This window comes from Streptomyces sp. NBC_01471, assembly GCF_041438865.1.
Classification (GTDB): Bacteria; Actinomycetota; Actinomycetes; order Streptomycetales; family Streptomycetaceae; genus Streptomyces.
The window spans coordinates 4,123,870-4,138,952 of the sequence record NZ_CP109450.1 but is presented as its reverse complement, the minus strand read 5'-3'; the positions used below and the strand labels follow the sequence as shown (position 1 = coordinate 4,138,952).

The window sequence follows — 15,083 nt, the reverse complement described above, 5'->3', positions numbered from 1 at the left end:
ATGATGCCCACCGCCCTCTTCGCATGGCGTCGCACACCGCCCCCGTTCCTCATCGGCGGCGCCGAGGTCACACAGCAGCTCCTCGCCGAAGAACTCGCCGTCTCGGGCTGGCACGTCATCTACCTCGGCTCGCACGAAACCCCCTGGAACGGGACCACCCAGCTCCCGGAGATGCGCGCCCACCTTGACTTGCACCGCGTCCCGTACAACGAGGAAGCAGGCGCTCTGCGCTACCGGTGGAACGGGATCGAGTGCGCGGCGTTGACGCAGAACAACGTGGAGCATGTATTCGGGAGCCTGCTGAGTACGCTCCATCCCGACGTCGTGTTCACCTCACAGGAGGGCTCGGCACAGCTCGCCGCCCACGCCCGGACGACCACGCTCGTCGCCGGCCTGCTGCACTCCGTCTCCGCCACGGGCTTGGCTGTTCTCGCGGGTCGACCCCATTACGGTCTCGCCGTGTCGGAGTTCGTCCGGGCGCGCGCACTTCAGGCTGCGGGAACGCGCCTTGCCGTGATGTACCCACCGTTCGCTTCACCCGGACTACGCAGTGACGAGATCCGTTCCGCGTCCGTACTGATGATCAACCCCATCCCGGCCAAGGGGTCGGAACTGCTGCACCGGCTCCTCGTGCTCATGCCGGAACAGCACTTCACCCTGGTCGAAGGCTGGTGGGACACCGCCGCCGACTTCGCCGCCCGCTCGAACGTGACGTACGTGCCCCGCGTGTATGACATGGGGCCCCTGTACCGAAGCCACCGACTGCTTCTGGTCCCGTCCGTCGTGGAGGACGCCTTCCCTCGCGTGATCATCGAGGCCGCGCTGCATGGCATCCCGGCCATCGGAACCGACAGGGGCGGCATCCCCGAGGCGATCGGCGACGCAGGGATCGTCCTGCCCGGCACCGCCCATCCCGAGACGTGGGCGCGAACGATCCGGAACGCCGACTGCGAGGCGCTGGGACTGAGGGCCCTGCGCAGGGCGGCCCGGTTCACGCGACCGTGCCTTCCCGAACTCCAGGAACTCGGTATCTAGGCAGCCCCGGCGAACGCCCGCTCCACCGCATCGAGCCGCTCCGTCCACCAGTGAAGCAGCGCCTCGTCGGCAAGGAACAGATCGTCGCAGGACTGGTCGTGCCGGTCGTAGTGGAATTCGAGCTGCCAGAAGTCCGTCATCCGCTTCCACCACAGCCGCTCGGCGGCGGCGACCAGCACGGCCGACTCCAGTGGGATCACCGACCGGTAGCCGGCCGCGAACGTCGACACCCGCTCCAGGTCGAAGACGCCTTCCACTCCGAACTGCACCTGCGCCGTACGCGCGACCTCCTCCGCGTACGGCCGGATGCCCAGCCGGTCCCAGTCCAGGACCGTGGCCAGCTCACCATTCGCCCAGAGGAGGTTCCGGTACTGGAAATCACCGTGCGTCCAGCCGTGCGGCCCCATAGGGAGGTCACCCTCGGGGCGCAGGTGGGCGTACTTGTCGAGGAGGATCTTGCGCTCTTCGATGGCAGTGGAAGCAGCCACGTCGAAGGCGTCGCCGACGCTCTGCGCAAACACCGCCCTGGCAAGCCGGTCAGCCTTCTCCACGGCTCGTCCGGCCTCCGTCACCTCGGCGGTGGCCGAGGCCGGCATGGGCAGCTCCGCGCCTTCGGCGGCGTGGCCCAGCGCCACATGGAGTCGAGCGAGGTGTGCGCCGAGTTCGGACACCTGCGACAAGGACAGATCGATTCCGCGCACGTGCTTCCCGTCCGACCAGGGGAACAGGCAATAGCTGCTACCGCCGATTTCGGCGATCACATCGCCCGAAACGGTGGGCAGCGGAGCGCACGCGGGAACGTCGTGCGAGACAAGGACGGGGAGGACCGCGAGGCTATGCCGCAGCCGTTCGCGCGGCACGTCCGTGACCCTCTTGAGGGCGAACCTGCCGACCAGGGTGTCCAGCTGCCAGTTCACGTTCATCAGGCCGTCGGCCAGGTACCGCCGATCCAGCACCTCGCCGATGTCGAAGACCCTGATCAGCTCGGCAAGATCGTCTGCGGGGATGTGCGTTCTGTCCACCACATTCGCGTCGGTCACCCGGGCGACGATACGGGAGCCGGCAGCTCAGGCGCACAAGGATCATCGGGCTGCTTCCGCAGGGCCGAGCGTTTACGGGGTCACCTTGTTTACCCTCATGCCACCCAGACCACAGTGATCAGCGTCGCCGCACGTGTGGCGACTGCGGTGTGGTCGATGTGACCACCGATGGGTGGATCGGAGCAGCGGTGCGTCGTGTGGTGCTGCGGGCTATGGCTGCTTGGGCGCGGGGGCTGGGTGTGTGGCGTTGGCCGAGGCGGTGGATGCGCCAGGTCAGGGTGCGGGCGGGGTTGCGGGCGTCGGCGAAGGTGCGCTGGCCGAGGGCTTGGCCGAGGAGGGTGGCCGCGTTATGCCCGGCTGTTTCTGCGTCGGCAAGGGCGGTGCTGAGGGCGTCCCAGGCGGGGTCCTGGAGGATGCGGTCGGCATGCTTGGGGATGATCTGCTGGAGGTGGCGGGCGTAGCGGTGTTTGGTCTGCAGGCCGGGAGCGCAACGGGCGAGGTCCTCCAGGACTGGGACGGCGACATGTGCGTACGCGGTCTGGAGGTGGACGAGTGTCTGCTGGGCTGCCGCTTCCTGCTGGGCGTGCTGATGTGTGCGGTGCCAGTGCCTTGCGAACGCCACGGCGATCAGGACAGCGTCCAGCAGCATCGCCAGCCCGGCTCCGTCGCCCGTTGTGGTGGGGGTGCGCAGGATCGTCTGAATGCTGCGGCGCAGGACGCGGGTGTTGTCGAGGTCGGCCATGATCCGGGAGCGGGTGGCGCGCTCGAAGACGGCGGCGGCCTGTTCGAGTTCCCCCTTCGCATCGGCCGGTGCGGTGAGCGGCAGCAGGTCGAGCACTCCACCGAGCGCGACGAGCTGGCCCTGGGCGATGTGGTCACTGCTGCGGCTGAGGTGGTCAGGTATGCGTTCGGTGGCGGCGGTGGCCTGATGCCAAGGGTCAACTGACCGAGCGGTGACAGGTTCGGGGCCGGTGTCGGTGAGGCGGTGGCGGATCTTGGGGAGGGAGAGGTCACCGGCGAGGGTGGAGCCGGAGAACCAGACCAGCTCGCCGTATTTGTTGACGTCGCCGGGTAGAGCGACGCTGTAGCCGAGGACGTCGCCGGACGGTCCGGTCTTGGGCCGAACACTCACGCCGGTCACCTCCAACAGAGCGAAGAACTCCGTCTCGTTGGAAGCGGCGGCCACCGCTCGCCGCACGCGCGTGCGCAGGATCTCGCGGGTCGTGGTGTCCTGTCCTTGGCGCTTGGCCTTGAAGTGCTCCTTGCTGGTGGGACGTTTGGCGGCAGTGCCGTCGCCAGGGTTGAGGCGGCGGAGGCCGAAGTCGGCTTCGATCTTGCGGGCTTCACGCTGGACGGCGCGGATGTCGTGGTCTCGGTGGGGGCGGCGGCCATCCTGGCGTACGAGGGTGGCGGCGATGTGGATGTGGTCCTCGGCATGACGGACTGCCACCCATCGGCAGGCTTCCTGGTCGCCTTCGGGGGCGATGCCGGCCACGGCCACGATCCGACGGGCGATGTCCGCCCACTGGGCGTCGCTCAGGATCGGGTCCCCGGGTGCGGCGCGGACCGGGCAGTGCCACATCGTGGTCGTCGGGGCTTTGTCGCCGAGCATCTTCACGGGCTGGTCGAGCTGTGCGGTGAGCTGGCCCTCGACATGTTTGGGGTTGTGGTGGGAACTGCGGCCAGGGTCGGGGGCGAAGCCGTTCCAGGACGCGACCAGGTGCGGGTCGGTGTGCTCGTTGGCGCTGCCCGGCCCATAGAGGTAGCCGATGAGGCGGCGGATGGCGCGTCCGCCCTTGCCGAGGATGATCTTCGGTATCACGTGGTCACCGTCCGGTGATCACCTGCGCGACGGCCACGTCCACGTCGGCGATCGACGCCTCGATGTGGTGCAGCAGCCGCCACACGATGTCCAGGTCGGGCCAGGGGCCATCCTGATTGAGGTGGCCGGCGAGCTGGTTGAGATTGCTGCCGATCTTGGCGAGCTGTCCGTTGGCGGCCATCAGTGCCTTGACCATGGCCCGGTAGTCGGCGACCGCGGAGGTGGGGTCGTCGGCGCGGGCGGCGGCGATCGAGGTCTCAGCGACGTAGCCGCCGACCGGCATGCGGCTCAGACCTGCGGCGTTCACGAGAAGGGAGAACTCTTCGTCGCTGTAACGCGGGTGGACTCGCTTCTTGCGCAGTGTGGGTTCGCGCAGACGACGACGCGGCTTGGGCGGCTGCGTGGCCTCTTCCCGAGTCGGCTCCCCCGGGCCGACCGCCACCGTCGCCCCCTCGGCGACGGATGCTTCCGCCTCCTCTGGGGCGGAAGCCGGGTAAGGACTCCTTACCCGACAACTTGCTCGTGTCGAGATTGGGTCTGTGGTCATCGGCTTCTGAGGTGCCACGAGTTCGTGATCGGTGTCGCACATGTGGGCTCCTGCGAGCGGTGGTGGGGAAGCCGCCCGTCCCTCCGGGCTGATTCGCGGGAGGGACGGGCGGGGATGGGGCGGCTGTGAGTTCAGCTGATGCCCGGCGTGGCCTTGTCGCGTTCGGCCTGCAGCAGGTTCTTGACCTCGTCCAGGCGGCTGCGGGCCATGCCGAACCCTTGGTCTCGGATTGCTTGCTCAACGTTGCGGCGTGAGACGCGGTCACCCCGTCCGAGGGGTGCGCTGCGGCCGATGTCGATGGCCTGTTCCACCGAGATGCTCGGTGATGCGCCTCCGAGCTCGGAGGGCCGGTGCGGGGGCTTCGCTACGGCCTTCTCCACCGGTCGCTCCACGTCGTTGGAGCTTGGGGTGGGTGGCGGTGCCGTCTCGCTTCCCTTGGCGTTTTCGTGGCGGCCGTTGGTGTTGTGGTTCTTGTTGTGGCAGTCGGTGGCGGGGCCCCGGGCGACGAGAAGGTAGAAGTGGACGGCTCCGGCCAGGGCGAGTGGAGCGATGGCTGAGATAGCTCCGACGGTGACGTCATCGAGGGCGAGTCCTGTGTACCGGGCTTGCTGGTTGAGGCGGATGGCATGCAGGACGTTGGCCCAGATACTTGTGGCGGTGGCGATGCCGACCAGCACCGAGACGTAGAGCCGGGCGGACAGAGGCGCCGTCCGCAGGACGAGCAGAGCACCGATCCCGATGGCGATGAACCCGTCGATGACGAGCGGGAAAGCGTACGTGAGCGCCCGGTGGATGTGGCTGGCAGCGGCCATCTGACGCAGAGCATCGTAGGAGAGCGCGAAGGCAGCCACGGCCAACAGCGCTACACCTGTGCGAATCGCGCCGGCCAGCGCCACTGGTGCAGCGGACTGTGCGCTGGTGGTGGGGTGAGACAAGGGGAAGTGCTCCAGGAGTGCGGTAAGACAGGGCTCAAATGGCCCGAGGAATGGGGGCGACCCGTCGCGACTCGTCGCATGCCTGGTCAAGGCAGATACGGGTGGCCCGGCGATGTCGAGTGGACTCGTCACCGGACCTCGACTCGTCACCGCGCTGACCTGCGCGGCGACGGGTCGTGACGGGTCGTGCCGGGTCAGGCCCCGATCGTGTCTGGCGGTACGGGTGGTACGGCTTCGGGGCAGTAGCGCGCCCACGAGTCCGCGAAATGCAGGCAGGCGTAGCCGCGGGCCTGGACGTTGCCGTGGAAGCGCCGGGGGGCGGAGCTGATGTCGTACTCCTTGAGCAGGATCTGAAGGCCCCGAGGGGTCAGGCCCTTTTTGGTGTACTCCGGCCACGGTGTCTCGACGTCCTCGTTGAGGATGTCGAGGAGACGGCTGGTGCGAAGCGCCGGCGGGTTGCCTTCGGTGGCGAAGGCGCGGCGGATGTCGGCCAGGAGGCGGATGCTCAGGCTGCTGCGGTCCTGGTCATGATCGGCCTCGTGCTTCGCCATGACCCGGCAGGCGGTGCGCGCGAGCTCGGGCCACGGGCCGCCCGCGAGGTCCGCGACGGATACCAGCGGCTGCCAGGTGTCGGCCGCGCGGTCATGGACCGGCATGGCCGGTGTCAGCTCCATCGCATCGGCGTGGAGCGGTGCCAACCAGGCGACGAGCCGGTCGCGCAGGGCATGGAGCGGCGGGGTGTCACGGTAGGTGCGGAACTCCTGCACTTCCTCGCCGGTCCTGCGACGGCGCATCCGGATGACGATCGACCGGTCCATGATCGTGTCGGGCAGGTCTCCGATGCCCGCGAGGGCCGCCATGGCGAAGGTGGGGAACTTCGCCACCTCGTGGTTGGGGCCGGAGACCCGCAGGGTAGGGCGGTTGCGCTGGTGGCCCGCGTTGAGCAGGCCGCGCATCTCTTCGTTCTTCTCCGCGACCTTCGCGGAGCCGAAAAGAGTGTCGGCCTCGTCGACCAGCAGGGTGGGCGGGGTGTCGGTGATCGACCGGAACACCGCGGCGGCCGAGGCGTTGACCGTGATGAGCGGATCATGGACGCTCTCGGTGATCACGTCCAGCAGCCTTGACTTGCCGCACCGCTTCGCCGGTCCGACGACGGCCAGCCGTGGAGCGTGCTGCCATGCGGTCTGCAGGTGCGTCGCCGCGACCCACAGCGTTACCGCCGTGAAGGCTCCCTCGCTCGGCAGCACAACATACCGGCGTATCTGCTCCCGCAGTTCCGTCAGTACCTGCTCGCCTTCGGATACCGGGGCGGTATCGGACATGGCGGCGGACAGCTCTTCCAGTGACGGCAGGAAAGAGCGGCCGGACGGCTGTCCGGGGATGGCGACCGGCGGCCAGGAAGGCTCGTCCGGTGTGGAATAGGGCTCGGCTCCGGCATGTTCCACGGGGCAGCTCCTCGTCTGGCGGTGGCGGGCTTGCGCGCCCTTGCCGCCGGGTTGGTTCTTCGCGGGCCGTGTGGGGTTGCTGGGGCCTCCGGCGTTGCACCGCCGGAGGCCCGTTCCCGTCTCGCGGGCATGAGGCCACCGCGAGGGAACACGGACCGTACGTCCCCACCCGCCAACAGTCCAGCGAATCTGTGTCAGCTCAGCGCAGAAGCGTTTGTTAGCTTGCCGTCCGCTCACGCCGCCAGCCCGAGCAGATCCAGCAGATCCGCAGTCACGACCCGGTAGGCGTTCCCGAGCCGCAGGACCTTGCACGGGTAGGCGCCCCGCTTCGCCAGCTCATAGCCCTTGCTCCGCCCGAGACCCAAGGCGCGATTACTCGTCTCCAGGTCAACGGCGACTGGCAGGGCCAGCAGCTCCTCCCGACTCATACCCCGCGACTCTCCGCCGGTCATACCTGCGCGCATACGGCGACCCTTTCGGTACAGCCTTCGGCGAACGTGTCCATCACGTCCGGCTCCAGGCGTCTACCAATCAGAGTCCTCAAGCTAATGTGTCTGCATGACACAACGCGATTTCGATGATGAAGAGGACGACTTCCCGGAGTGGGTGGACAGGATCAAGGCCAACGTGGCCGCCGAAGTCCGCCGGAGAAGGAAAGAGATGGGATGGAGCGCCCAGGACTTGGCGGAGCAATGCGAGCAGCTCGGGCATCCCATCCCGCGCAACGTGATCGCCAACATGGAGTCCGGACGGCGGGCCAGCCTCCCGCTGGTGGACGTCATGGTCCTGGCAGCCGCGCTGGAGACCTACCCGGTCTGCCTGATCTTCCCGGTCGGGTACGTCGAGCAGACCCAGGAACTCCCGTTCCAGGACCTCGTGCCCACCTGGGATGCCCTAAGGCGATTCACCGGCGAACAAGAAGTACCCCTGCACGACGCTGGCCTGGTCCCCGATTTCGAGGCCCACGCCAGCCTCGTCAGCACGGCCCTGGCGGCACTCGCAGAAGAAGAACAGGCCCGGTTCGCAGCCAGGACGGCAACCAGCCGCGCCCAGCAGGAAGAAGCCGAACGCAAGCGGTCTACGTACGCCGACCAGGCCATCTCCGCCAAGTACAACCTCCGCTACCTCCGCCGGGACCTCCGCGACGACGGAGCCACACCGCCCGACCTGCCACCCGCATTGGGCGATGTTGATCTACCCGAAGCCGATACGGACACCAACACCACCACGGAGGAACGCCTTTGAAAGGCTCCACGCATCGCCGCTGCTACTGCCGCGACCCCAAGACCGGTAAGCCGTTCGGCAAGAAGTGCCCCAAGCTCACCAGCCGCAAGCACGGCTCCTACTCCATCCGCCAGGAACTCCCTCCCCGCGAAGACGGCACCCGCCGCTCCTTCAACCGCGCCGGCTACGAGTCCCTCAAGGCCGCTCAGGCCGACCTCGACCACGTGCGTGCCCTGATCGGCCTCGCCGACACCGACGACCCCGACAGCGTCCAGAGGATCACCCAGCTCCTGGAACAGCTGGCCGCCGAGAAGGCCCCACTCCCCGACACCGAAGAGACACGTCGGCGCCTCAAGGCCGGGCTCGACCTTCGCAGCAGCACCACCGTCGGGGAGTGGCTCGACCTGTGGTTCGCCTCGAAGAAGCGTCGCAGGACGACCCTCAACGGCTATGCCTCGCACATCCGCGTCCACCTGAAACCGCGTATCGGGCACGTCCGCCTCGACCGCCTCAACGTCAGCCACCTGGTCGCGATGTTCGACGGCATAGCCGACGACAACGAGGTGATCGCCGCCGAGAACCAGGCCCGCCGCGAACAGATAGCCCGCACCAAGCCGAGCAGGCCGGGCCCGGTAGCCGCCGAGCGCGCGCGCCTCGCCATCGAGCGGGCGAAGCTCGCCGAGATGAAGCCATTCCGGAAGGTGAACAAGCCCGCCACCTGGCAGGCGATCCGCCGCACCCTGCGTGCCGCACTGAACTCGGCGATCTCGCAGCAACTCATCACCTTCAACCCCGCGTCCCACGTCGAACTGGCCTCTGGGAAGCGCCCCAAGCCACTCCTTTGGACAGAGGAGCGTGTACGACGCTGGCGCGAGACGGGCGAGATCCCCGGTCCGGTCATGGTGTGGACGCCTACTCAGCTCGGCACTTACCTGGACGCAGCCGAGGAGGACCGCCTGTACGCCGCCTTCCACCTCATGGGCACCCGCGGTCTCCGCCGAGGCGAGGCCGCCGGGCAGGAGTGGCTCGACCTTGATCTCGACGCCGGCAGCATCACCCCGGCGAAGGAACTCGTGGTCGACGGCTGGGACGCCTACGAGTCGGACCCGAAAACCGACGGCAGCGCGGACACCATCGCGCTCGACTCGGTCAACGTCGCCGTGCTCGGTGTGCACCGAGCGCACCAGAACGCGGAGCGCGAGAAGTGGGGACCGGCCTGGAAAGACAGCGGCAAGGTCTTCGCGCAGGAGGACGGCTCCCGGCTGCACCCCGAGATGCTCTCGAACGCCTTCCGCCGCATCCTGGCCACCACCGACCTGCCACCCATCAACCTGCGTGACCTGCGCCACGTCGCCGCCACGCTTACACACGCGGGCGGCGGCGACATCCACACGGTGAAGGCGACCCTGCGGCACTCCACCATCACCCTGACCTCGGACACCTACACGAGCCTGCTCCCCGAACTCGACCGCGAGATCGCCGAGAAGGCCGCGAACCTGGTCCCCCGGTCGCGTCTCGCCGCAGCGTCCGTTCCCAAGGCGGCCGACAACGCCGATCTCTCATCGCCCGAGCAAGAGCCCGAGAACAAGGAAGCACCCGCGCAAAAGGATGTCCATGCTCACAGGTCGCCCGCTTCTCACGCGGGATGACCAAGAAGTCATCCCGTTCCCTCATGGGCTGTAAAGCAGCATGGCTGCTGGCCGGGCTCTAGCTGCTGATTTACAGGACTTCTCCCGAAAAACCGGGACGATTCTGAGCAACGATGGAAGCCGCGTCCCGACCCGGCGGGAGCTGCCACTCAACTACGTGCAGGCCCGCCAACTCGATGATCTCCTCCGGGACACCCAACCGGTGCAGAGGCGTAGCTCCATACCGGTCGAGCCAGGCGACGCGTCTCTCTTGCTCACACCGCTCAAGGTCATGCCACGAATCGAGGGCCACCCCAGGCGCAATCCATGCACCCAGCGACCGCCGAAGCACTACGTGCCGAACGAGCGGCATGTATTTCACTGGGTCTCGCGCGAGAGCGATGAGACACCAAGCCGTCGAATCGGACATAGATGCGCCGTGAGTAGCTACGAGATGCCGAGCCCTCCATTGCCAGAGTGGGGCGAGGAGCCATCTGGTTTTTTGAGCCCTCACCCCCGGCCCCTAGCAAGCTCTGCCAAACATCTGCCCGCACTGCTGTAGGCCGGGATGCATCGACCGGACATCAGCTCGCACGCTCTTCATTCCCGGAGCTGGATGTTTCGAGTTGAAGCTCGCGCTTCCTCTGCTCTTCCTTGAGCCGTTCCACATAACGCGCAAACATCCGGAGTCGTTCATCTTCAGGAAGCGGCGTCTCATCATCCCGGCCAGCGTATTCATCGAGCATGAACTGCGAGGCGTTGTAGTGCTTCTCGATATCATCGGCCGTGGATTGCAGATTGTACCCTCGTTCACGAAACTTGAAGTATCCGGTCACGCCTGCTGAAATTCCGACGAGTGCGCTGAGGGAAGCCGAAGAAAGACGCAGCACTTGGCTACTGCCCTCGTTCATGGCAGCTAGCGTCGACGTGACGATCGACCCAGTGATGATTACGCCTTGGAAGGCGTTGTGAATCCGCCGATTCTTGTTAGCTGATTTTCTGTACTGATCGATCAGATCAAGCGAGGCTTCGCGGTAGATCCGGAGTCCGGAGGGTGAGTCAAGAGGCAGCTTTGCAGCGGCCGTTTGTCGATCCTGGAGTGCATTGCGCAGTTCACCGGTTCGACTAACAACTTTCTTACGATTCTTCCATAGCGCCACACCCATCGCTACCCAAAGGCAGTTGACAATGACTAGCCCAGCCCACCGGGTGAACACTGGCTGCGACTTCCACAGCCCCACGATAACCGTGTAGCCGAGGAGAAAGGTAAGGATTATCCCACCCAGCAGACACAAAAGATAGATTCGCTGGAAGGTTCTCGAAGTCCTTAGATCGTCTTCGATCTCATCGAATTTCTTGACGCTGCTTCGGTATTCCTCCTGCCGCCGAGCCTCATCTGTCGCAGAGATTCTGTTTGGCCCGATGCTTTCCTGACTCACTGACAGCCCCCACCTAGTTCAAACCACTCAGCGACAGCTGAAAGCCCTGCGGATTTCAGCGACACAAGTGGGAGATCGTAGAACCGAGATACCACACGAGCAAGGGCGCCTTACGAGCCACTACCTCTAGGAAGAATCGCGCCAAGATCCCTGCTGGCAAGAACTAGTTCATGCCAGCAGGCGTGTTTCCCATCAAGGCCCAATACAGGCCATGATCAAAACTCGATTGCCCCAATTGCTCCCCGAAGAAAAACCTTGCGCCCCTAAGAAATGGGCCGCACGGTAGACAGCCACACGAAGCTCCTAGTGAGAGGCAGCACCGGAGCGGAGCAAGCGGTGGGGCAATGGATGGTCAGAAGCCGATCCGGGCCACGGGCAGGCTCCGCACGCTCCTCTCGACCACATCTAGTCCCCAGCGGTACACGCCTTCCCACGTGTCCGCACTTGTGGGGCTGTGCCGTGGCGAAGGGGTCAGGGGTAACTGGACCGACGCGACCTTCGAGATCCGCCTGTTCCCGATGGAGGGACGCTGCGACAGTCCTCCGTCACGTTTCCCTCGGACACGTGCACGAGCATGCGACCAAACGGCGGCCGAAGCGGCAGTACAGCTGATTCCTCGTACCCGCCGGTCCGTCTCCGGACCAGGCGCTGCCGGCGCATCCGCTCACGCATCGCTCACGCACGAGCCCCGAAACGACTGAGTGCCCCGACCGGCAAACCAGGTCGGGGCACTCAGCTCCAGGTCAGAGGGGGTGTTCCCCCTCCTTCGTCGTAGACCGTGTGGGACTCGAACCCACAACCAATGGATTAAAAGTCCACTGCTCTGCCAATTGAGCTAACGGTCCGTGCTGACGCACCCCCCGAGCATAGCGGGAGCGTGCCCGGCAGCCGATCGGGTATCCCCTCTGCCGGGCAGGTCGGACTCCGCCGGCGGCCGCTGCGGGTCGTCGGCGGAGTGGTCGGACGGGAGCGCTCCGGCTCAGGGTGTCCCGGGGCCCTGGAGTACCTGGAGGTAGTTGCCGTCCGGGTCCAGCAGGGTGGAGAAGAACCAGCCGCCCCCGGTGTCCTCGACCGGCCTGACCCAGGTCACGCCGAGGCTGTTGAAGTGCTTCTCGGCCGCACGGATGTCGCGCACCATGATGTTGACCAGGTGCCGGCCGGGTTCAGCGGCCTTTTCCGCCACGTCGTCGCGGCGATCGAATCCGATGATCGCCTGCTGCCCGACGACGAGCATGTGGCCCTCCCAGCGGGCACCCAGCGGCTCCAGTGCGGCGCGGTACCAGTCGATGAGCGGTTCGGGGTCCGTACTGCCGAGGATGATGCCGAGTCCATTGATGTTGCCCGGGGCTGCCATGAGGTGTGCCTCCCTCTCGTCTTCGGTCGTGCTCGCCTGTGTGCGGCGCCTGCTGCGCCCACATGGCCGTGACCGGCCTCATGGTCATGACCGGCCCGGGCGGCGAAAGTCATCGGTCGGCGCCGGACACATCCGGACACGCGGATGACATTCGGCGCCGGACGTCCGGACACGAAGAAGCGGGCCCCTCCGCGAAGGAGGGACCCGCTTCTCAGGTCAGGCCGAATTCGACCGGTTCCGGCTCACCACCGGTTCCGGCTCGGGCCGGGCAGGTGCGTCAGCCGTTGCGCTTCCAGCGCGGCTTGTCGTCGCGGCGGCCGAACGAACCGGTGCCGGTACCCGTACCGGTCGTGCGGTGGTCGTCGCGGCGGCCGGTCGGACGGTCGCTGCTGCCGGAGCGGAAGCCGCCGGCAGGGCGGTCGTCACGGCGGTCGCGGTTGAACGGACGGTCGCTGCCGCGGTGGCCACCGGCGGGGCGGTCGTCACGACGCTGGAAGCCACCGTTGCCGCCACGGTCGTCGCGGCGGTCGCCGCCACGGAAACCACCGGACGGACGGTCGTTGTCACGACGCTCGCCACCACGGAAACCGCCACCGGAACCACCCGACGGACGGTCGTCACGACGGAAGCCACCGTTACCGCCACGGTCGTCACGACGCTCGCCGCCACGGAATCCACCACCGGAACCACCCGACGGACGGTCGTCACGACGGAAACCGCCGTTGCCACCCCGGTCGTCACGGCGCTGGAAGCCGCCACGGTCACCACCGCGGTCGTCACGGCGCTGGAAGCCACCGCGGTCACCACCGCGGTCACCGCCACGGTATCCACCGCGGTCGCCGCCCCGGTCGTCACGGCGCCCGAAGTTGCCGCGGTCGTCGCGACGCTCCTCGCGCTGCTCCGCCCTCGGCTGCTCCGGTACGGCGGCCGCGATCTCGGCCTCGGCGGCCTGCAGCACCTCGGCGACAGCGGCCTCGGGGTCGTCACCGCGCTCGCGGGCGGCACGCGCCACCAGACGGTCGGCCTCCTCGCGCAGCTCGGTCGCACGGCGCTGGATGCGCTCCAGCTCACGGGTGAGGTCCTTGGCCTCGCGCTCCGCCTGCTTGGCGGCGTTGTTCGCGGAGTCGGCCTGGACCTCGGTCAGCGAACGCGCACCGGTGATCTCGGCGACCTCGGGCTCGAACACCCCGGCACCCTGGACGATGTGGCGCGCGGCGTCGACGCCCGCGTCCTCCATCAGCCGGAAGATCTGGCGGCGCTGGTGCGGCAGCGACAGCGAGACGACAACACCGGACTTGCCGGCGCGGGCGGTACGGCCCGAGCGGTGCAGGTAGTCCTTGTGGTCGCCGGCCGGGTCCACGTTCAGGACCAGGTCGATGCCGTCGACGTGGATACCGCGGGCGGCGACGTCGGTCGCGACGAGCGCGTTGACGTAGCCCTTCTTGAAGTCCTCAAGAACGCGGGTACGGGCACCCTGCGTCATACCGCCGTGCAGGGCGTCCGCCTTGACGCCCGACTCGACGAGCTGCTCGGCGATACGGTCGGCGCCCAGCTGGGTCCGTACGAAGATGATCGTGCGGCCCTTGCGGGCGGCGATGGCGGCCGTGACCGGCGCCTTGTCCTTCGGCTTCACGACGAGGACGTGGTGCGACATGGTCGAGACATTGCCCTGGGCGCTGTCCACCTCGTGGCTGACCGGGTTGGTCAGGTAGCGCTTGACCAGCGTGCCGATCTCGTTCTCCATGGTGGCGGAGAAGAGCATGCGCTGACCGCCGCCGGGGATCTGGTCGAGCAGCTCGGTGACCTCGGGCAGGAAGCCCAGGTCGGACATCTGGTCGGCCTCGTCGAGGACGGCGACCTGGACGCTCGACAGCGAGCAGGCGCCGCGGTTGATGATGTCGCGCAGACGGCCCGGGGTGGCGACGAGGACGTCGACACCGCGCTCCAGGGCGTAGATCTGGTTGGACATCGACGTACCGCCGCAGACGACCTTCATCTTCAGGCCGAGCACGTCGCCGTACGGCTGAAGGGCGTCCGCGACCTGCATCGCGAGTTCACGGGTCGGGGTGAGGATGATGCCGCGCGGCTTCTTCTTCTCGGTGTGGCCGCCGGAGAGCGTCGCCAGCAGCGGGAGACCGAAGGAGAGGGTCTTGCCGGAGCCGGTACGACCACGGCCCAGGATGTCCTTGCCGGCCAGGGCGTCCGGGATGGTCGCTGCCTGGATCGGGAAGGGCGCGGTGACGCCGTTCTGGGCGAGCTTGCGGACGATGCCGTCGGGGAGACCGAGCGACCCGAAGGTCACGGTCGGCTCGGCGGGCTCTTCACCGATGACGGACTCGTCGGTGGCGCTCTCGTCGGCGACGGATCCGCCGGTGACTGCGGCCTCAGTGGCGGTGCCCTCGGCGGCTACGGCCTCGGCGACGGCCTCTACGACCTCGACCACGACAGCCTCGGCGTCGGCGACGATCTCGTCGTTCTCGGGCATGACGGCGTGGTCAGAACTGAAATTGGACATGCGAAATGCGAAACCTTCCGGAGTCTCGGCACGCGCCCATAACTCCGTGAATCGCTATTTCGACCGCCTCAATGCGGACCAGTCACGGTAAGGGAGAGT

12 protein-coding genes and 1 tRNA gene are annotated in these 15,083 nt (G+C 67.1%); 3 read left to right on the top strand and 10 right to left on the bottom strand.

Annotated elements, in window-relative coordinates; genetic code table 11:
* Complete coding sequence (locus OG285_RS18250; RefSeq protein ID WP_371791567.1) at positions 1-1,035, top strand: glycosyltransferase; 1,035 nt, start codon at positions 1-3, stop codon at positions 1,033-1,035.
* Here the strand turns inward: OG285_RS18250 and OG285_RS18245 are convergent.
* The 6 genes from OG285_RS18245 to OG285_RS18220 all read right to left on the bottom strand — a co-directional run bounded on the left by OG285_RS18245 (position 1,032) and on the right by OG285_RS18220 (position 7,252).
* Positions 1,032-2,075 carry a phosphotransferase gene (locus tag OG285_RS18245; protein WP_371791566.1) on the bottom strand — a complete coding sequence of 348 codons (1,044 nt, stop codon included), beginning with the start codon at positions 2,073-2,075 and terminating at the stop codon, positions 1,032-1,034. The two genes, OG285_RS18250 and OG285_RS18245, sit on opposite strands and share 4 nt — an antisense overlap.
* Before the next feature lie 118 nt (positions 2,076-2,193).
* Positions 2,194-3,897, bottom strand: coding sequence for a relaxase/mobilization nuclease domain-containing protein (locus OG285_RS18240; protein ID WP_371791565.1), 1,704 nt, complete (start codon positions 3,895-3,897; stop codon positions 2,194-2,196).
* Positions 3,898-3,901: 4 nt separating this feature from the next.
* Positions 3,902-4,339 (bottom strand): plasmid mobilization relaxosome protein MobC, encoded by a 438-nt coding sequence (locus tag OG285_RS18235; protein ID WP_371791564.1) that lies wholly within the window; start codon positions 4,337-4,339, stop codon positions 3,902-3,904.
* Between the two features lie 236 nt (positions 4,340-4,575).
* Positions 4,576-5,301, bottom strand: a complete 726-nt coding sequence (locus tag OG285_RS18230; RefSeq protein WP_371791563.1) for a DUF2637 domain-containing protein — start codon at positions 5,299-5,301, stop codon at positions 4,576-4,578.
* Positions 5,302-5,573: 272 nt separating this feature from the next.
* A complete protein-coding gene (locus OG285_RS18225) occupies positions 5,574-6,824 on the bottom strand; it encodes a DUF3631 domain-containing protein (protein WP_371791562.1) in 1,251 nt (416 codons plus the stop codon).
* 233 nt (positions 6,825-7,057) lie between these two features.
* On the bottom strand, positions 7,058-7,252 hold the full coding sequence (locus OG285_RS18220) for a hypothetical protein (RefSeq protein WP_371791561.1): 195 nt from the start codon (positions 7,250-7,252) through the stop codon (positions 7,058-7,060).
* 130 nt (positions 7,253-7,382) lie between these two features.
* On the opposite strand from OG285_RS18220, the gene OG285_RS18215 reads away from it, so the two are divergent.
* Positions 7,383-8,069: a transcriptional regulator gene (locus OG285_RS18215; protein WP_371791560.1), complete on the top strand. Its 687-nt coding sequence runs from the start codon at positions 7,383-7,385 to the stop codon at positions 8,067-8,069.
* Positions 8,066-9,697 carry a tyrosine recombinase XerC gene (xerC, locus tag OG285_RS18210; RefSeq protein ID WP_371791559.1) on the top strand — a complete coding sequence of 544 codons (1,632 nt, stop codon included), beginning with the start codon at positions 8,066-8,068 and terminating at the stop codon, positions 9,695-9,697. The genes OG285_RS18215 and xerC overlap by 4 nt, the downstream gene beginning before the upstream one ends.
* 563 nt (positions 9,698-10,260) lie before the next feature.
* Here xerC and OG285_RS18205 read toward each other — a convergent pair.
* The 4 genes from OG285_RS18205 to OG285_RS18190 all read right to left on the bottom strand — a co-directional run bounded on the left by OG285_RS18205 (position 10,261) and on the right by OG285_RS18190 (position 14,984).
* Positions 10,261-11,115 (bottom strand): DUF4231 domain-containing protein, encoded by an 855-nt coding sequence (locus tag OG285_RS18205; RefSeq protein WP_371791558.1) that lies wholly within the window; start codon positions 11,113-11,115, stop codon positions 10,261-10,263.
* Between the two features lie 772 nt (positions 11,116-11,887).
* Positions 11,888-11,960, bottom strand: a tRNA-Lys gene (locus OG285_RS18200).
* A gap of 134 nt (positions 11,961-12,094) precedes the next feature.
* Positions 12,095-12,469 carry a VOC family protein gene (locus OG285_RS18195; RefSeq protein ID WP_371791557.1) on the bottom strand — a complete coding sequence of 125 codons (375 nt, stop codon included), beginning with the start codon at positions 12,467-12,469 and terminating at the stop codon, positions 12,095-12,097.
* A gap of 277 nt (positions 12,470-12,746) precedes the next feature.
* Positions 12,747-14,984: a DEAD/DEAH box helicase gene (locus OG285_RS18190; RefSeq protein ID WP_371791556.1), complete on the bottom strand. Its 2,238-nt coding sequence runs from the start codon at positions 14,982-14,984 to the stop codon at positions 12,747-12,749.
* Between the last annotated feature and the right edge of the window lie 99 nt (positions 14,985-15,083).